General features: G+C 70.3%; 14 protein-coding genes and 1 pseudogene. 9 read left to right on the forward strand and 6 right to left on the reverse strand.

Annotated features, from left to right (window positions below):
- Positions 1-237: 237 nt before the first annotated feature.
- The gene (gene ileS / locus IG90_RS0121135) at positions 238-3,381 is read right to left on the reverse strand and encodes an isoleucine--tRNA ligase (RefSeq protein ID WP_030586556.1); all 3,144 of its coding nucleotides are present in this window, start codon (positions 3,379-3,381) and stop codon (positions 238-240) included.
- Between the two features lie 561 nt (positions 3,382-3,942).
- Here ileS and IG90_RS0121140 point away from each other — a divergent pair.
- From IG90_RS0121140 to IG90_RS46925, 6 genes and pseudogenes are all read left to right on the forward strand, one after another.
- On the forward strand, positions 3,943-4,728 hold the full coding sequence (locus IG90_RS0121140; RefSeq protein ID WP_030586559.1) for a TraR/DksA family transcriptional regulator: 786 nt from the start codon (positions 3,943-3,945) through the stop codon (positions 4,726-4,728).
- A 58-nt stretch (positions 4,729-4,786) separates the two neighbouring features.
- Positions 4,787-5,377 (forward strand): signal peptidase II, encoded by a 591-nt coding sequence (gene lspA, locus IG90_RS0121145; RefSeq protein WP_030586562.1) that lies wholly within the window; start codon positions 4,787-4,789, stop codon positions 5,375-5,377.
- A 50-nt stretch (positions 5,378-5,427) separates the two neighbouring features.
- Positions 5,428-6,369: an RluA family pseudouridine synthase gene (locus IG90_RS0121150; RefSeq protein ID WP_030586564.1), complete on the forward strand. Its 942-nt coding sequence runs from the start codon at positions 5,428-5,430 to the stop codon at positions 6,367-6,369.
- The gene (locus IG90_RS0121155; RefSeq protein ID WP_030586569.1) at positions 6,366-6,851 is read left to right on the forward strand and encodes a GNAT family N-acetyltransferase; all 486 of its coding nucleotides are present in this window, start codon (positions 6,366-6,368) and stop codon (positions 6,849-6,851) included. The genes IG90_RS0121150 and IG90_RS0121155 overlap by 4 nt, the downstream gene beginning before the upstream one ends.
- Positions 6,851-7,108: pseudogene (locus IG90_RS46920) on the forward strand (cation:proton antiporter domain-containing protein); the annotation flags it as partial. The gene IG90_RS0121155 and the pseudogene IG90_RS46920, both read left to right, overlap by 1 nt.
- 1 nt (position 7,109) lies before the next feature.
- On the forward strand, positions 7,110-7,298 hold the full coding sequence (locus IG90_RS46925; protein WP_030586570.1) for a hypothetical protein: 189 nt from the start codon (positions 7,110-7,112) through the stop codon (positions 7,296-7,298).
- A 13-nt stretch (positions 7,299-7,311) separates the two neighbouring features.
- Here the strand turns inward: IG90_RS46925 and IG90_RS0121165 are convergent, their stop codons facing one another.
- Positions 7,312-8,463 carry a mechanosensitive ion channel family protein gene (locus IG90_RS0121165; RefSeq protein ID WP_030586574.1) on the reverse strand — a complete coding sequence of 384 codons (1,152 nt, stop codon included), beginning with the start codon at positions 8,461-8,463 and terminating at the stop codon, positions 7,312-7,314.
- A 48-nt stretch (positions 8,464-8,511) separates the two neighbouring features.
- Between IG90_RS0121165 and IG90_RS0121170 the strand changes: the two genes are divergently transcribed.
- Positions 8,512-9,090 carry a dienelactone hydrolase family protein gene (locus IG90_RS0121170; protein WP_030586577.1) on the forward strand — a complete coding sequence of 193 codons (579 nt, stop codon included), beginning with the start codon at positions 8,512-8,514 and terminating at the stop codon, positions 9,088-9,090.
- Positions 9,091-9,125: 35 nt separating this feature from the next.
- Here IG90_RS0121170 and IG90_RS0121175 read toward each other — a convergent pair whose 3' ends face one another.
- From IG90_RS0121175 to IG90_RS0121185, 3 genes are all read right to left on the reverse strand, one after another.
- The gene (locus tag IG90_RS0121175) at positions 9,126-9,941 is read right to left on the reverse strand and encodes a DsbA family protein (RefSeq protein ID WP_030586580.1); all 816 of its coding nucleotides are present in this window, start codon (positions 9,939-9,941) and stop codon (positions 9,126-9,128) included.
- A gap of 73 nt (positions 9,942-10,014) precedes the next feature.
- Positions 10,015-10,740, reverse strand: coding sequence for a hypothetical protein (locus tag IG90_RS0121180; RefSeq protein WP_030586583.1), 726 nt, complete (start codon positions 10,738-10,740; stop codon positions 10,015-10,017).
- Positions 10,741-10,824: 84 nt separating this feature from the next.
- Entirely contained in the window at positions 10,825-12,150 is a 1,326-nt protein-coding gene (locus IG90_RS0121185) for a DUF2252 domain-containing protein (protein WP_030586585.1), read from the reverse strand.
- Positions 12,151-12,353: 203 nt separating this feature from the next.
- Here IG90_RS0121185 and dnaE point away from each other — a divergent pair, with 203 nt between their 5' ends.
- A complete protein-coding gene (dnaE, locus tag IG90_RS0121190; RefSeq protein ID WP_030586587.1) occupies positions 12,354-15,893 on the forward strand; it encodes a DNA polymerase III subunit alpha in 3,540 nt (1,179 codons plus the stop codon).
- A gap of 81 nt (positions 15,894-15,974) precedes the next feature.
- On the opposite strand, the gene IG90_RS0121195 is transcribed toward dnaE, so the two are convergent.
- Positions 15,975-16,154 carry a hypothetical protein gene (locus IG90_RS0121195; protein ID WP_018957500.1) on the reverse strand — a complete coding sequence of 60 codons (180 nt, stop codon included), beginning with the start codon at positions 16,152-16,154 and terminating at the stop codon, positions 15,975-15,977.
- A 346-nt stretch (positions 16,155-16,500) separates the two neighbouring features.
- On the opposite strand from IG90_RS0121195, the gene IG90_RS0121200 reads away from it, so the two are divergent.
- On the forward strand, positions 16,501-17,766 hold the full coding sequence (locus IG90_RS0121200) for an NYN domain-containing protein (protein WP_030586590.1): 1,266 nt from the start codon (positions 16,501-16,503) through the stop codon (positions 17,764-17,766).
- Positions 17,767-17,791: the final 25 nt, after the last annotated feature.

Here is a 17,791-nt window from a genome sequence, read left to right on the forward strand (position 1 = left end):
GGCAGGCAAAGGGCCGGGCCCCGGGGTTCCCCGGGGCCCGGCCCTTTGCCGTGCGGGTGGGGCGCCTGCGGCGGGCCTGTTCCCCTACCCGCCCCTTCCCGAAACCGGGGCTCCACCCCGGACCTCCCGTTGCCATCAAGCGCCGGACGGGCTGGATTGCGGGGCAGCGCCCCTGAGGGGGTACGGCAGAGGGGCCCGCCGGAAGCTTCCCGGCGGGCCCCTCGCAGACGTACGGGGCTACTGCTTGCGCAGGCGGAACGCCAGCGACAGGCCCTCGTCCTCGAACGCCTCGCCGTACGTCTCGTCCGCCTCGCCCTGCGCGTAGTCCAGGGCCAGGACCTCGTCCGCGATCAGCGGCGTGTGCTCGGTGAGCGCCTCCACCGTTGCCGGGGACGTCGAGGTCCAGCGGACGGCGATGCGGTCCGCGACGTCCAGGCCGCTGTTCTTGCGGGCCTCCTGGATCAGGCGGATCGCGTCACGGGCCAGGCCCGCGCGGCGCAGTTCCGGGGTGATCTCCAGGTCCAGGGCGACCGTCGCGCCCGAGTCCGAGGCGACCGACCAGCCCTCGCGCGGGGTCTCCGTGATGATGACCTCGTCGGAGGAGAGGGTGATCTGCTCGCCGTCCACCTCCACCGAGGCCGTGCCTTCACGCAGAGCGAGGGAGAGGGCCGCCGCGTCCGCGTTCGCCACTGCCTTGGCCACCGCCTGCACGCCCTTGCCGAACCGCTTGCCCAGGGCGCGGAAGTTGGCCTTCGCCGTCGTGTCGACCAGCGAACCGCCCACCTCGGAGAGCGAGGCGAGCGATGTGACGTTCAGCTCCTCGGTGATCTGTGCCCGGAGTTCCGAAGAGAGCGACTCGAAGCCCGTCGCCGCCACCAGGGCGCGCGACAGCGGCTGGCGCGTCTTCACGCCCGACTCGGCGCGCGTGGCCCGGCCCAGCTCCACCAGGCGGCGCACCAGCGCCATCTGGGAGGAGAGAGCCGGGTCGATCGCCGAGACGTCCGCCTTCGGCCAGGAGGAGAGGTGGACCGACTCCGGGGCGTCCGGCGTGACCGGGGCGATCAGGTCCTGCCAGACCCGCTCCGTGATGAACGGGGTCAGCGGCGCCATCAGCCGGGTGACCGTCTCGATGACCTCGTGCAGCGTGCGCAGCGCCGCCTTGTCGCCCTGCCAGAAGCGGCGGCGCGAGCGGCGTACGTACCAGTTGGAGAGGTCGTCCACGAATGCCGAGAGCAGCTTGCCGGCGCGCTGGGTGTCGTAGCCCTCCATGGCGACCGTCATCTGGTCGACCAGCGCGTTGAGTTCGCTCAGCAGCCAGCGGTCCAGGACGGTGCGGTCCACCGGGGCCGGGTCGGCCGCCGACGGGGCCCAGCCCGACGTGCGCGCGTACAGGGCCTGGAAGGCGACCGTGTTCCAGTAGGTGAGGAGCGTCTTGCGGACGACCTCCTGGATCGTGCCGTGTCCCACCCGGCGTGCCGCCCACGGGGAGCCGCCCGCCGCCATGAACCACCGCACCGCGTCCGCCCCGTGCTGGTCCATGAGCGGGATCGGCTGCAGGATGTTGCCCAGGTGCTTGGACATCTTGCGGCCGTCCTCGGCGAGGATGTGGCCCAGGCAGACCACGTTCTCGTAACTCGACTTGTCGAAGACCAGCGTCCCTACCGCCATCAGCGTGTAGAACCAGCCGCGGGTCTGGTCGATGGCCTCCGAGATGAACTGCGCCGGGTAGCGGCTCTCGAAGACTTCCCTGTTCTTGTACGGGTAGCCCCACTGCGCGAACGGCATCGAACCCGAGTCGTACCAGGCGTCGATGACCTCCGGGACGCGGTACGCCTCCAACTGGCAGTTCTCGTGCGTGCAGGTGAAGGTGATCTCGTCGATGAACGGGCGGTGGGGGTCGAGTGACGACTGGTCCGTGCCTGTCAGTTCTGTGAGCTCCGCGCGTGAGCCCACGCAGGTGAGGTGGTTGTCCTCGCAGCGCCAGATCGGCAGCGGCGTGCCCCAGTAGCGGTTGCGGGAGAGCGCCCAGTCGACGTTGTTGTTCAGCCAGTCGCCGAAGCGGCCGTTCTTGACCGAATCCGGGTACCAGTTGGTCTTCTCGTTCTCCTGGAGGAGACGGTCCTTGATCGCCGTCGTCCTGACGTACCAGGACGGCTGCGCGTAGTAGAGCAGCGCCGTGTGGCAGCGCCAGCAGTGCGGATAGCTGTGCTCGTACGGGACGTGGCGGAAGAGCTTGCCGCGTGCGTCCAGGTCCGCGGTGAGCGCCTCGTCGGCCTTCTTGAAGAAGACGCCGCCGACCAGGGGGAGGTCTTCCTCGAAGGTGCCGTCCGGGCGGACCGGGTTGACCACCGGCAGGCCGTACGCACGGCAGACCACGAGGTCGTCGGCGCCGAACGCGGGGGACTGGTGGACCAGACCCGTACCGTCCTCGGTCGTCACGTACTCGGCGTTGACGACGTAGTGCGCCTCCGCCGGGAAGTCGACCAGCGCGAAGGGGCGTTCGTAGGCCCAGCGCTCCATCTCGGCGCCGGTGAACGACTGGCCGGTGGCCTCCCAGCCCTCGCCCAGCGCCTTCTCCAGGAGCGGCTCGGCGACGACCAGCTTCTCCTCGCCGTTCGTCGCGACGACGTAGCGGACCTCGGGGTGGGCGGCGACCGCCGTGTTGGAGACCAGCGTCCAGGGGGTGGTCGTCCAGACCAGGAGGCCCGCCTCGCCGGCCAGCGGGCCGGAGGTGAGGGGGAAGCGGACGAACACCGAGGGATCGACGACCGTCTCGTAGCCCTGGGCCAGCTCGTGGTCGGACAGGCCGGTGCCGCAGCGCGGGCACCAGGGGGCGACCCGGTGGTCCTGGACGAGCAGGTCCTTGTTGAAGATCTCCTTGAGCGACCACCACACGGAGTCGACGTACTCCGGGTCCATCGTGCGGTACGCGTCGTCCAGGTCGACCCAGTAGCCCATGCGGGTCGTCAGCTCGGCGAACGCGTCGGTGTGCCGGGTCACGGACTCACGGCACTTGGCGTTGAACTCGGCGATGCCGAACGCCTCGATGTCCTTCTTGCCGTTGAAGCCCAGCTCCTTCTCGACCGCCAGCTCGACCGGCAGGCCGTGACAGTCCCAGCCGGCCCTGCGGCCCACGTGGTAGCCCTGCATGGTGCGGAAGCGGGGAAAGACGTCCTTGAAGACGCGGGCCTCGATGTGGTGGGCGCCCGGCATGCCGTTGGCGGTGGGCGGGCCCTCGTAGAAGACCCACTCGGGGCGGCCCTCGGACTGGTCGAGGCTCTTGGCGAAGACCTTGCTCTCGCGCCAGAAGTCGAGCACGGCGTGCTCCAGTGCGGGCAGGTCGACCTGGGCGGGTACCTGGTGGTACTGCGGCGATGTCATGTGCGGCTTCCTCCGGCGGACGTATTCCACTTCCGTCGGAGGGACGAGAGCGTCTCGGCTCCCGCGGTACCACCCTCCTTGGCCCCGGGCGTGCGCCCGTGGCCCCCTCATTGGGGTCGCGATGCCGGGTCTAGTGGCCTTGCGTCCGTGGGAGGACCCGCGGTGCAGAGCGTTCTTCCGGCGGCTCCGGGGTGATCTTCACGACGCGCTCGCCCCCGGGCTCCCACCGTCCCCGGGTCGCTGCTGGCTGCGTACGGCGCTACTCGTCCCATCCAAGCCTCTCGCTGGGGCCAGTGTACGGGCCCGTACGGGCGACGGCCGACCGATTATCGGCGGCGCGCGGGCGTGACTCGACTGGCGGGACGGGGCGCCCGGACTTCCCGGCGGGGCCCGGGGGCCGGATTACCGGGCGGGGAGCTGGGAACAACGGAGGCAGGTGCGCCACGACCGGATACGGGAGGGGCGGGAAGGCGGCGTGCCCCGTTGCCGTGGGGCTGGAGTCGATTTATCGTCCCAGCACGATTCGCGAGCAAGATCACGATATGTGAAGGGGCCGCGGCCATGGTGGCGAAGAAGACGGCGGAAGAGACCGCGGCCGAGCACGACGGCACCCACGAGCCACCGGCCGACCAGGAGGCCGCGCCCGCGACGAGGACAGCGAAGAACGTGAAGAAGGCCGCTGCCAGGAAGACCGTGGCCAAGAAGACCGTGGCCAAGAAGGCTGCGGCGAAGAAGACGACGGTCGGCGAGAAGCCCGCCGGCAGGAAGAGCACCGGCAAGAAGAGCGCGGCAGAGAAGGCGTCGGAAAAGGCCGCAACGGCGGCCACGGAGGCGGCCCGGGCCGCCGAGCAGACGGGAGCCCCCACGGTGGTAGCCAAGAAGAGCGCGAGTCGTTCCGCAGCAGGAGCACAGGCCACGGCCCCCGTGCCGCCGGCCCGCGCCGCCGCCCCCGACGAGCTGGCCGTCCGGCCCGGGGAGGACCCCTGGACGCCCGAGGAGGTCAGCGAGGCGCGGACACTGCTGACCAGCGAGACGCTGCGGCTCCGCAGCGAGCTGGAGGCCTCCGGCGCGGCCCTCGCCGGTCTGATGCGGGACTCCGGCGACGGCGCGGGCGACGACGAGGCCGACACCGGCACCAAGAACATCACCCGCGAGCACGAGCTGTCGCTGGCCGCCAACGCCCAGGAGATGCTGGAGCAGACCGAGCGGGCGCTGGCCCGTCTGGAGACGGGGACGTACGGGCTCTGCGAGGTCTGCGGCAAACCGATCGGCAAGGCGCGGATGCAGGCCTTCCCCCGGGCCACCCTGTGCGTCGAGGACAAACAGAAGCAGGAGCGGCGCGGCTGATCCGCACAGGTGTGTCGTACCCTCATCCTCAGTCAGGCACCTAGGTCGAGGGATTCACGTGGCAGAGGCGGAGCGCATCATCGGTACGCCGGACAATCCCGATGCAGAGGGCACGGACGAGGGCGGCAGCACGGCCGCCGACGCCGCCGTGAACGCGGGCCGGGGCAAGCGGAAGGTCCTCGTACTCATGAGCGTGGCCGTCGTGGCCTACCTCCTGGACCTGATCACCAAGATGATCGTGGTCGCGAAGCTGGAGCACCAGCCGCCGATCGACATCATCGGCGACTGGCTGCAGTTCCGGGCGATCCGGAACGCGGGCGCCGCGTTCGGGTTCGGCGAGGCGTTCACGGTGATCTTCACCATCATCGCCGCCGGCGTGATCGTGGTGATCGTCCGGCTGGCCCGCAAGCTCTACAGCCTGCCGTGGGCCATCGCCCTGGGTCTCCTCCTGGGCGGTGCGCTCGGCAACCTCACCGACCGCCTCTTCCGGGCGCCCGGCGTGTTCGAGGGTGCGGTGGTGGACTTCATCGCCCCCAAGCACTTCGCCGTCTTCAACCTCGCCGACTCCGCCATCGTGTGCGGCGGCATCCTCATCGTGATCCTCTCCTTCAAGGGCCTGGACCCCGACGGGACCGTGCACAAGGACTGAGGACCGACCGGGCGGCGCGGGGAGCGGCGGGCGCAAGGCATACTCGACAGGTGAGTACGCACCCCGAGATCCGCACCCTGCCCGTACCGGACGGCCTGGAAGGCGAGCGCGTCGACGCCGCCATCTCCAGGATGTTCGGTTTCTCCCGCACCAAGGCCGCCGAGCTGGCCGCAGCCGGGAAGGTCCAGGTGGACGGTTCGGTGGCCGGGAAGTCCGAGCGGGTCCACGGGGGCGCCTGGCTGGAAGTGGAGATGCCGGGGGCACCCGCCCCCGTCCAGATCGTCGCCGAGCCCGTCGAGGGCATGGAGATCGTCCACGACGACGACGACATCGTCGTGATCATGAAGCCGGTCGGCGTCGCCGCCCACCCCAGCCCCGGCTGGACCGGCACCACCGTCATCGGCGGCCTCGCCGCCGCCGGCTACCGGATCTCCACGTCCGGCGCCGCCGAGCGCCAGGGCATCGTCCACCGCCTCGACGTCGGCACCTCCGGCCTGATGGTCGTCGCCAAGTCCGAGCGCGCCTACACCCTGCTCAAGGCCCAGTTCCGCGACCGGATCGTCGACAAGAAGTACCACGCCCTCGTCCAGGGCCACCCGGACCCGATGAGCGGCACCATCGACGCCCCCATCGGGCGCCACCCCAACCACGACTACAAGTGGGCGGTCACCGCCGAGGGCAAGCCGTCGGTGACCCACTACGACCTGATCGAGGCCTACCGCGCCGCCAGCCTCCTCGACATCAAGCTGGAGACCGGCCGCACGCACCAGATCCGGGTCCACATGTCCGCCCACCGCCACCCCTGCGTCGGCGACCTCACCTACGGCGCGGACCCGACCCTGGCCAAGCGCCTCGGGCTGACCCGGCAGTGGCTGCACGCCGTGCGCCTGGGCTTCGAGCACCCGGGCGACGGCAGCTGGGTGGAGTTCGCCAGCACCTACCCGGCCGACCTCCAGCACGCCCTCGACACCATCTCCGCGGAGAGCCAGTGAGCTCCACCCCCATCTCGTACAGCACCCGCAGGGCCGCCGAGGAGAGCGACCTCCAAGCCTGCTTCCAGGTCCGCAAGGACGTCTTCGTCGGTGAGCAGAACGTGCCCGAGGAGCTGGAGTACGACGCCTGCGACGCGACCGCGGTGCATGTCCTGGCCGTCGCGGCGGACGGCACCGCGCTCGGCACGGGACGGCTGCTGCACGGCGCGAACGCGGCGGGCAAGACCGGCGGCGACCCGTCGATCGGCTCGCTGGGGCGGCTCGCCGTGAGCCGGGAGGCCCGCGGCCTCGGGGTCGGCGCGGCCCTCGTACGGGCCATCGAGGACGAGGCGCGGAAGCTGGGCCTGGCCGCCGTCGACCTGCACGCCCAGACCCACGCCCTCGGCTTCTACGAGCGGCTCGGATACGTCGCGTACGGCCCCGAGTTCCCCGACGCGGGCATGCCGCACCGGGCGATGCGGCGGGAGATCCACCCGGCCTGAGTGCCGCCGTCGCCGCGGTCGCCAACTCGATCGTGCCGGGGCCGCCCATCGCCGCGGCCGTTGCCCTCGGCGCGCTCGTCGCCCCGCCCGACCCGGTCGCGGCGACCGCTGTGGCGGGCTCCGTGGGGCTGCCGCGCCAACTGGTGTCGATCCTGGAGGGCGAGGGGCTCTTCAACGACGTGACCGCCATCGTGCTCCACCACGTGGCCATCGCCGCCGCCGTCAGCGGCACCTTCTCGCTCCCGGATCAGCCCGGACATGGTCGACGAGGAGCGGCGCGAGGCCCGCGCCGAGCGTGCCGAGCGCTTCAAGGCGGTCAGCCGTGTCCAGCGCGAGATGATGTCGACCGCCCGCCACGAGGTGCTCTCCGTGCGCGGCGAGCCCAGCTCCGACCCGGAGGTCGTGGACCGGGTGCTGCGGTATCTGGACTTCCGCTCCCTGCGCTGAGCGTTCGGCGTTGTCAGCCGCGTCCCGTGCGCGGGGCCTTGGCGTCGCCCCGGTCGGAGGGCGACGCCGCCCCGTTGCTCCTGGATCGGCCCCCGGAGCCCGTCAGCTCCGCCCACTGCTTGCCCGGCGGCAGTGTGGCGGGCGCGGTGGCGATTCGCGGCAGCGCGTACGGGTGGTGGTCGCGCAGCCAGCCGATCAGCTGCTCACGCACCGCGCAGCGCACCGTCCAGATGTCGTCCGCGTCCTTCGCCGTGACCACCGCACGCACCTCGATCGTGGTCGGCGTGGTGTCGGTGACGGCCAGCGACCAGTCCCGGCCGTCCCAGGTGGCGATGTCCCCGAGGAGGTCCCGCAGCTTCTCCCGCATCGCGGCGACCGGAGCGGAGTGGTCGAGGTGGAAGAAGACCGTGCCGGTCATCTGCACCCCGCCGCGCGACCAGTTCTCGAACGGCTGGCTGGTGAAGTACGAGACCGGCATCGTGATCCGCCGCTCGTCCCAGGTCCGTACCGCCAGGAACGTCAGGGTGATCTCGTCGATCGTGCCCCACTCGCCGTCCACCACCACGGTGTCGCCGATCCGCACCATGTCGCCGAACGCGATCTGGAGCCCGGCGAAGAGATTGCCGAGCGTCGACTGGGCGGCGACACCCGCGACGATGCCGAGCAGGCCGGCCGAGGCGAGCATCGACGTGCCGACCGCGCGCATCGGGGGGAACGTCAGCAGCATCGCCGCGATGGCGACCACCGTCACCACCGCGATGACCACCCGCTGGATCAGCGTCACCTGCGTTCGGACCCGGCGGACCCGGGCCGGGTCACGGGTGCCCGTCGCGTACCGGGCGTAACTCGCCTCCACGACCGTCGCCGCGATCCGCACCACCAGCCAGGCGGACGCGCCGATCAGCACCAGGGTCAGGATCTGGCCGATCCCGGCCCGGTGCTCCCACACCCAGGCGATGCCCGACTGGCGGTAGCTGCCCCGCAGCAGCGCCGTGATGATCACCACTTGCAGTGGAGGCCTACAGAGCCGCAGCAACCCCCACAGCGGCGTCTCGTGGTGACGGCTGTCGGCCCGCCGCAGCAGCCGGTCGACCAGCCAGCCGACCAGCAGGGTGATCACCACGGAACCGCCGATGACGATCAGCGGGCGCAGCACGCTCTCCATTGGGCAGTCCTCCTGGCTGTAGGCAGCCCCCAGGGTACAAATGGCACCATGGGCTTCATGAACATCATGCTTTTCCACTCGACGTACGGGCTCCGGCCCGCAGTGCACGCCGCGGCCGCGCGCCTCAGGGACGCCGGCCACGAGGTGCGCGTGCCCGATCTGTTCGAGGGGCACACCTTCGAGACGGTGGAAGAGGGGATGGCCTACAAGGAGGAGACCGGCAAGGAGGAGCTGCTGAAGCGCGCCGTGCTGGCCGCCGCCCCCTACTCCGACCAGGGGCTCGTCTACGCCGGCTTCTCCCTCGGCGCGGCGACCGCGCAGACCCTGGCCCTCGGCGACGCGAAGGCCCGCGGGCTGCTGCTGTTCCACGGCACCTCGGACGTCGCCGAGAACGCCTCGGTGGACGAGCTCCCCGTCCAGCTGCACGTCGCGGACCCGGACCCCTTCGAGTCCCACGACTGGCTGAACAGCTGGTACCTCCAGATGCAGCGGACGGGCGCGGACGTGGAGGTCTACCGCTACCCCGGGGCCGGGCACCTGTTCACCGACCCCGATCTGCACGACTACGACCAGGCGGCCGCCGAGCAGACCTGGAAGGTCGCACTCGGCTTCCTGGCCACCCTGTAGGAGCGCGCGGAGGCCGGCCCCGGGCCTGAGAGGCGCTACGCCTTCAGCGCCTTGTCGACGGCCTTCGTGAACTCGTCGGCCGTCATGGGGGCGTTCTCACTGCCCTCGGCCGTGATCTTCTTGTCGTCCATCATCAGCGTCGGCGTGCCCTGCACACCGCTCTCGTCGAACGTCTTGGACATCTTCAGCGCCCAGGCGTCGTACGTGCCGTCCTCCACGTTCTTCTGGAAGGCCTTGTTCCCCTTCAGGGCGTCGACGGAGTCCGCGACCTCGATGAGGTAGCTGTCCTTGGCGAACTTGTCGTCGCTCTCCGCGGGGTGGAACTTTGCCGAGTACAGCGCGGCCTTGTACTCCAGGAACGCCTCGGGGCTCACGTCCAGCGCCGCGCCGAGCGCGCTCAGGGCGTTCTTGGAGCCCTCGCCGTTGTCCATGTTGTCGATGAAGGTCGCGCCGACGAACCTGACCTTGTACTTGCCGGCCTCGACGTCCTTCGAGACGGTCTCGCCGACGCCCTGCTCGAACGTGGCGCAGACCGGGCAGCGCGCGTCCTCGTACAGCTCCAGGGTCTTCTTCGCGCTCGACTCGCCGACCACCACGGTGGTGCCGTCCTTGCCCGAGGTGTTCTTCGGCGCGGTGACGTTCTTCGCGTCGGCGGCCGTCTCCCAGGCGTCCGGCTTGTTCAGCTGCGTCACGCCGTAGCTGATGCCGCCGATCACCGCGAGGGCGGCGACGACCGAGCCCGCGACGACGAGCTGCTTGCGGGTCTTGTCCTTCTTGGCCTGGCGCTCGCGCTCGGCGCGCAGCCGCTCGCGGGCCGCTGCCTTGTTCGCCTGGGTGTTCCGCTTGCTCATGATCGTTCTCCGTGAGTGCGTGTTGCTACGTGTGTGGGGAGCGGCCCTGCCGCGTGTCCGCGTCGCCGTGCCCTCAGGCGGCGGCGTACGGCGCGGGCGGCGGGCCCCTGCGTCCCACACTGTGCACGAGGAAGCGGGCGGTCAGCGGCGGGTGCGGACGCCCGGCGGGCCGGGCCCGGCGGGCCGCGGACCGGACACCCGCCCGTACCACGGCGACCGCGGTCAGCAGCGGCCGGAACGCCAGCAGGGCCGCCGCGCGCAGCAGCCCGGCCAGGGCCGCCTCGCCGCGCCGCAGCCAGGCCGCGGCGAGCAGCCCGACCGCCACGTGGGCGACGAGCAGCAGCCACGGCACGGCGGGCCCGGGCTGCGCCAGCAGCGCCGCCGCCCGGTCGCCCGCACCGGCCACATCGGCCAGCGGGGTGCCCACCGCGCCGACCCCGGCGATCCGGGCCCCGGTGGCACCGGCCTCGCCGCCGCAGAGGACGTCGAAGCCCACCGCGCGCAGCGGGCCGGCGACCGGGCCGCCCGCCGCCCCGTAACAGAGATGCTGGCCCGTGGTGAAGAGCGTGTCGGCGGCCAGCTCCAGCGGGACCAGCAGGCCCGCGATCGCCCCGAAGCCGCGCTCCCGGCCGGCCAGCGCGTACGCCACGGCGAAGACGACAGCGGCCAGCAGCGCGACCGCGGTCAGCGGCAGCGGGACCCGGGAGAGCAGCACGTGGGACGCCGTGGACAGGGTGACGACGAGCGCGGTGAAGAGCGCCGCGCGCGCGACCCTGAGCTGCGTCCCTGAGATGTCCATCGCCGGAAAGTGTGTCATGCGCCGAGGTAAGTGGACCTTAAAAGAGGCTGAGAGTCCCCGGGCCGCCCCGGGGACTCCCGGGCCCTACAGGCCCGGGATCCGGCCGTTGCGGAAGAGGTCCACGAAGATCTGGTGGTCCGCGCGGGCCCGCGCACCGTAGCTGTGGGCGAAGTCGACCAGCAGCGGCGCGAAGCTCTCCTCGTCGGCCGCGATGGCCGCGTCGATCGCCCGCTCCGTGGAGAACGGCACCAGCGAGTGCCCGCTCTCGTCGTCGGCGGCCGCGTGCATCGTGGCCGTCACCCGGCCCAGATCCGCGACGACCGCCGCGATCTCGTCCACCTCGTCGATGTCGGACCAGTCCAGGTCGACCGCGTACGGCGAGACCTCGGCGACCAGCTGACCGGAGCCGTCCAGCTCGGTCCAGCCCAGCCACGGGTCCGCGTGCGCCTGGAGAGCGCGCTGCGAGATCACGGTGCGGTGCCCTTCGTGCTGGAAGTACTCCCGCACGGCGCCGTCCGTGATGTGCCGGGAGACCGCCGGGGTCTGCGCCTGCTTGAGGTAGATCACCACATCGTTCTCCAGGGCGTCGCTGTTGCCCTCCAGAAGGATGTTGTACGAGGGCAGCCCGGCGGATCCGATGCCGATGCCCCGGCGGCCCACCACGTCCTTGACCCGGTAGGAGTCGGGACGGGTCAGGCTCGACTCCGGCAGCGTCTCCAGATAGCCGTCGAACGCGGCCAGCACCTTGTAACGCGTCGCGGCGTCCAGGTCGATCGCTCCGCCGCCGTCCGAGAACCGGCGCTCGAAGTCCCGGATCACCGTCATCGAGTCCAGCAGCGAGAACCGCGTGCGCGAACGGGCGGCGCGCAGCGCGCCCAGCAGCGGGCCGTCCGCCGTGTCCAGGGTGAACGGCGGTACCTCGTCGTTCTTCGCGCCGGTCGCCAGCGCGTGGATCCGCTCGCGGTAGGACGCGGCGAAGATCCGGACCAGGTCGGTGATCTGCTCGTCGGCCAGTGCCTTCGCGTAACCGATCAGGGCCACGGAGGCGGCGAAGCGCTTCAGGTCCCAGGTGAAGGGGCCCACGTACGCCTCGTCGAAGTCGTTGACGTTGAAGACGAGGCGGCCGTTGGCGTCCATGTAGGTGCCGAAGTTCTCCGCGTGCAGATCGCCGTGGATCCACACCCGGCCGGTGCGCTCGTCCAGGAACGGGCCGCCGTGCCGCTCCCGCTCCAGGTCGCTGTAGAACAGGCCGGCCGTGCCGCGGTAGAACGCGAAGGCCGAGCCCGCCATCTTGCGGAACTTGACCCGGAAGGCGGCCGGATCGGCGGCCAGCAGCTCCCCGAAGGCGGTGTCGAAAACGGCGAGAATCTGCTCCCCGCGCCGCGCTGCGCCGGTCTGCGTTTCCGACATTTCTTGCTGCCTCCTGCTGTAGTTGGCGTGTCTGGCCGAACTCCGGGTCCGGGTGACCGAGTGCATGACAAAACGGACACGTGTCCCGCCCTCTCCAACGCTCGGCGGAAGCCGGGAGTGCCCGTCGTTCGACTCCGTCACGTCGTAGACTTCCACGCTGTCCCCCCGTCCGTCATCGCCCGACTTCCCGGAGGCCCGACGCCGTGACCAAGCCGCCCTTCACGCACCTTCACGTTCACACCCAGTACTCGCTGCTGGACGGTGCGGCGCGGCTCAAGGACATGTTCGAGGCGGCCAACGAGATGGGCATGACGCACATCGCGATGACCGACCACGGCAACCTCCACGGGGCGTACGACTTCTTCCACTCCGCCAAGAAGGCGAACGTCACGCCGATCATCGGCATCGAGGCGTACGTCGCCCCGGAGTCGCGCAAGCACAAGCGCAAGGTGCAGTGGGGACAGCCGCACCAGAAGCGCGACGACGTGTCCGGATCCGGTGGTTACACCCACAAGACGATCTGGGCGTCCAACAAGACCGGGCTGCACAACCTCTTCCGGCTCTCCTCCGACGCGTACGCAGAGGGCTGGCTCCAGAAGTGGCCCCGGATGGACAAGGAGACCATCTCCCAGTGGTCCGAGGGGCTCATCGCGTCCACCGGCTGCCCCTCCGGCGAGGTGCAGACCCGGCTCCGGCTCGGCCAGTTCGACGAGGCGGTCCAGGCGGCCTCCGACTACAAGGACATCTTCGGCGAGGGCAGGTACTTCCTGGAGCTGATGGACCACGGCATCGAGATCGAGCGCCGGGTCCGCGACGGGCTGCTGGAGATCGGCAAGAAGCTGAACATCCCGCCCCTCGTGACGAACGACTCGCACTACACGTACGCCCACGAGGCCACCGCCCACGACGCCCTGCTCTGCATCCAGACCGGCAAGAACCTCTCGGACCCCGACCGCTTCCGCTTCGACGGCACGGGCTACTACCTCAAGACGACGGACGAGATGTACGCCGTCGACTCCTCGGACGCCTGGCAGCAGGGGTGCGCCAACACCCTCCTGGTCGCCCAGCAGATCGACACCACCGGCATGTTCGAGGCCAAGAACCTCATGCCGAAGTTCGACATCCCGGACGGCTTCACGGAGGTCACCTGGTTCCAGGAAGAGGTCCGGGTCGGCATGGGTCGGCGCTTCCCGAACGGTGTCCCCGACGACCGGCAGAAGCAGGTCGAGTACGAGATGGACATCATCATCCAGATGGGGTTCCCGGGGTACTTCCTGGTCGTCGCCGACTTCATCATGTGGGCCAAGAACAACGGCATCGCGGTCGGCCCCGGCCGAGGCTCCGCCGCCGGTTCGATCGTGGCGTACGCCATGGGCATCACCGACCTCGACCCGATCGAGCACGGGCTGATCTTCGAGCGGTTCCTCAACCCCGAGCGCGTCTCCATGCCCGACGTCGACATCGACTTCGACGAGCGTCGGCGCGTCGAGGTGATCCGGTACGTCACCGAGAAGTACGGCGCCGACAAGGTCGCCATGATCGGCACCTACGGCAAGATCAAGGCCAAGAACGCCATCAAGGACTCCGCCCGCGTGCTGGGCTACCCGTACGCGATGGGCGACCGGCTCACCAAGGCGATGCCCGCCGACGTCCTCGGCAAGGGCATCGACCTCAACGGCATCACCGACCCCAAGCACCCGCGCTACAGCGAGGCGGGCGAGATCCGGGGGATGTACGAGAGCGAACCGGACGTCAAGAAGGTCATCGACACCGCCAAGGGCGTCGAGGGCCTGGTCCGGCAGATGGGCGTGCACGCCGCCGGCGTCATCATGTCCAGCGAGCCGATCGTCGACCACGCCCCGGTCTGGGTCCGGCACACCGACGGCGTCACCATCACGCAGTGGGACTACCCGCAGTGCGAGTCGCTCGGCCTGCTGAAGATGGACTTCCTCGGCCTGCGCAACCTGACGATCATGGACGACGCCATCAAGATGGTGAAGTCCAACAAGGGCATCGACCTGGAGATGCTCTCCCTGCCGCTGGACGACCCCAAGACGTACGAACTGCTCTGCCGCGGTGACACACTCGGCGTCTTCCAGTTCGACGGCGGGCCGATGCGCTCCCTGCTGCGCCAGATGCAGCCCGACAACTTCGAGGACATCTCCGCCGTCTCGGCCCTCTACCGGCCGGGCCCGATGGGCATGAACTCGCACACGAACTACGCGGAGCGCAAGAACGGCCGCCAGGAGATCACCCCGATCCACCCGGAGCTGGAGGAGCCCCTCAAGGAGGTCCTCGGCCTCACCTACGGCCTGATCGTCTACCAGGAGCAGGTCCAGAAGGCCGCCCAGATCGTCGCCGGGTACTCGCTCGGCGAGGCCGACATCCTGCGCCGCGTGATGGGCAAGAAGAAGCCCGAGGAGCTGGCGAAGAACTTCGTACTCTTCGAGGCGGGCGCCAAGGAGAAGGGCTTCTCCGACGCGGCGATCAAGGCGTTGTGGGACGTCCTGGTGCCGTTCGCCGGGTACGCGTTCAACAAGGCGCACTCCTCGGCGTACGGCCTGGTCACCTACTGGACCGCCTACCTCAAGGCGAACTACCCCGCCGAGTACATGGCCGCCCTGCTGACCTCGGTCAAGGACGACAAGGACAAGTCCGCGGTCTACCTCAACGAGTGCCGCCGCATGGGCATCAAGGTGCTCCCGCCCAACGTCAACGAGTCGCTGTCCAACTTCGCCGCCCAGGGCGACGACGTGATCCTCTTCGGCCTGACGGCCATCCGCAACGTCGGCCAGAACGTCGTCGACTCGATCATCCGGTCCCGCAAGGCGAAGGGGAAGTACAGCAGCTTCCCCGACTTCCTGGACAAGGTCGAAGCGGTCGTCTGCAACAAGCGGACGGTGGAATCGCTCATCAAGGCCGGCGCCTTCGACGAGATGGGCCACACCCGCAAGGGTCTCGTCGCCCACCACGAGCCGATGATCGACAACGTGGTGCAGGTCAAGCGCAAGGAGGCCGAGGGACAGTTCGACCTCTTCGGCGGCATGGGCGAGGAGGAGAGCGACGAGCCGGGCTTCGGGCTCGACGTGGAGTTCTCCGACGTCGAGTGGGAGAAGGCCTACCTGCTCGCCCAGGAGCGGGAGATGCTCGGCCTGTACGTCTCCGACCACCCGCTGTTCGGTCTGGAGCACGTGCTGTCCGACAAGGCCGACTCCTCGATCTCCCAGCTCATGAGCGGTGACTACGGCGACGGCGCGATCGTCACCGTCGGCGGCATCATCTCCGGACTCCAGCGCAAGATGACCAAGCAGGGCAACGCCTGGGCCATCGCCACCGTGGAGGACCTGGCCGGTTCCATCGAGTGCATGTTCTTCCCCGCCACCTACCAGCTGGTCTCCACCCAGCTCGTCGAGGACACCGTCGTCTTCGTGAAGGGGCGCCTGGACAAGCGCGAGGACGTGCCCCGGCTGGTCGCCATGGAGATGCAGGTCCCCGACATCTCCAACGCCGGGACCAACGCGCCCGTCGTCCTCACCATCCCCACCGTGAAGATCACCCCGCCCATGGTCACCCGGCTCGGCGAGGTGCTCAGCCACCACCGGGGCGACACCGAGGTACGCATCAAGCTCCAGGGCCCCCGCAAGACCACCGTGCTCCGGCTCGACCGGCACCGGGTCAAGGCCGATTCAGCCCTCTTCGGCGACCTGAAGGTGCTGCTCGGCCCGGCCTGCCTGGCCGGCTGAGCCCGGGCACGACACGACGCGAGGGGCGTCCCGCACCGGCGGGACGCCCCTCGCGTTCCATGACCGCATGCGGCCGACGGGTCAGTTGTGGCCGAAGCGTCGCTGATGCTTGCGTGCCACGTCGGACGGGCTGCCCTGGGCCTGTGCCTGCGGCTGGTTCTGCGACTCGTACGCCGTCGACTTGGCCTGCTCCGCACTACGCTCCGACGCGGACGCGCGGTCGTGCTGGCTGCCCTGCTTGCGGTTCTTGTTCTTCGCCATGGTGAATGCCTCCTGTGGGGAATCCTGGGGGGCCAGGACCGCTGTCAGATTCACATAGCGCCGCAAACACCGCATGTTGGATCATTACCGCGCGTAGCGGTTTCCGCAGCGGGTCCCCGTTCCGCGGCCTCCGCCCGGCCTGCCCGTCGCCTTTCCTGCGTCCATCCGCATCGTCTCCGCGCCCTTTCTCCGTTCCTCCCCTCTTCCTTTCCGGATCCGCCACGCCGATGATCCAGTTCCGGCCGTGAACCCCTGCGCGGTCGGGCAGACTCGAAGGAAACCCTGGGTAAGCGGACCCGGTCATCGCGGAGCGGGCCGCTGAACCGTTCCCGAATTCTGGAAGAGGGTGGAACGCGTGGACCGTTGTGTCGTCCTGGTGGACGCCGGCTACTTGCTGGGCGCAGCCGCGAGTCTGCTGGCCGGAGAGCCCGCCCGTTCCCGCATCACCGTCGACCACGCTGCCCTCATCCAGGGGCTCCGCGAGCGCGCCGAGGCCGACACCCAGCAACCCCTGCTGCGGATCTACTGGTTCGACGGCGCCCCCGACCGGGTGCCCCAGCCCGAGCACCGCCGGCTCCGCGTGATGCCCCGCGTGACCGTACGGCTGGGAGCCCTGACCCGCAGCGACGGGCGCTGGGCGCAGAAGGGCGTCGACGCCGCCATGCACGCCGAGCTCACCGAGCTGGCCCGGAACCGGGCCTGCTCCGACGTGGTGCTGGTGACCGGCGACGGCGATCTGCTGCCCGGTCTGATGTCCGCCAAGGAACACGGGGTCGCCGTCCACCTCTGGGCCGTGCAGGCCGCCGACGGCGACTACAACCAGTCCGAGGACCTGGTCGCCGAGGCCGACGAGCGGCGGGTCCTCGACCGGGCCTGGATCACCAAGGCCGTACGCGCCAAGGACACCGGCGGCAGCTGCGCGCCGCCGCCCGTCCCGCGCCCCGAGATCGCCGCGATCCTCTCCGCGCCGCTGCCCGAGGCAGCCCTCGCCGCCTCCGCCGAACGCGCCTCCGAGGCACAGGCCGCCGCTGCCCGCAGCGACTCCGCGGCCCCCGCCGAGAACGCCCCCGCCGCCGAGGCCGACACCCAGCCCGCCCCCGGCCACAAGACCGTCCCCACCCCCAAGGACCTGGCCGCGCTGCGCGCCCACGCCACCCACCCGGACCGCCAGCACCCGCCCCAGCCCGCGAACGCCACGCTGCGCTGGTCCTCCGACAAAGGGTGGGTGGAGCGCGGCGGCCCCCTCGGCGAACCGGCGGAGACCGCGTCCCTGCCGACTCTCGCCCAGGTCACCAGCGCCGAACAGCGCTGGGCGGACCGGGAGGAGGACATCACCACCGTCGGCGGCGACCCCTTCGAAGTGGGCCAGGTCTTCGCGCGCCGCTGGATGGAGCGCCTGCCGGAAACCGTCCACCTGCAGAAACTCTCCACCATGTACCCCCGCATTCCGCACCGGATCGACGGCGAACTGCTGCGGTACGCGGCCCGCTTCGGCCTCCTCGCCCACAAGGACGACCAGATCGACGAGCACGACCGCTACGCGATCCGCGCCGGGTTCTGGCGGGAGATCGACGTGCGGGCCGCCGCCGAGCACGTACCGGCGGGGGAGTAGCCGCCCCGCACGGGGGTGACGAGGG

This window comes from Streptomyces anulatus (genome assembly GCF_000721175.1).
Lineage (GTDB): Bacteria > Actinomycetota > Actinomycetes > Streptomycetales > Streptomycetaceae > Streptomyces > Streptomyces anulatus_C.

Coding starts and splice junctions, on each gene's coding strand:
- ileS (WP_030586556.1), bottom strand. CDS start 3,381: ATGACATCGCCGCAGTACCACCAGGTACCCGCCCAGGTCGACCTGCCC.
- IG90_RS0121140 (WP_030586559.1), top strand. CDS start 3,943: ATGGTGGCGAAGAAGACGGCGGAAGAGACCGCGGCCGAGCACGACGGC.
- IG90_RS46925 (WP_030586570.1), top strand. CDS start 7,110: ATGGTCGACGAGGAGCGGCGCGAGGCCCGCGCCGAGCGTGCCGAGCGC.
- IG90_RS0121165 (WP_030586574.1), bottom strand. CDS start 8,463: ATGGAGAGCGTGCTGCGCCCGCTGATCGTCATCGGCGGTTCCGTGGTG.
- IG90_RS0121170 (WP_030586577.1), top strand. CDS start 8,512: ATGGGCTTCATGAACATCATGCTTTTCCACTCGACGTACGGGCTCCGG.
- IG90_RS0121175 (WP_030586580.1), bottom strand. CDS start 9,941: ATGAGCAAGCGGAACACCCAGGCGAACAAGGCAGCGGCCCGCGAGCGG.
- IG90_RS0121180 (WP_030586583.1), bottom strand. CDS start 10,740: ATGGACATCTCAGGGACGCAGCTCAGGGTCGCGCGCGCGGCGCTCTTC.
- IG90_RS0121185 (WP_030586585.1), bottom strand. CDS start 12,150: ATGTCGGAAACGCAGACCGGCGCAGCGCGGCGCGGGGAGCAGATTCTC.
- IG90_RS0121195 (WP_018957500.1), bottom strand. CDS start 16,154: ATGGCGAAGAACAAGAACCGCAAGCAGGGCAGCCAGCACGACCGCGCG.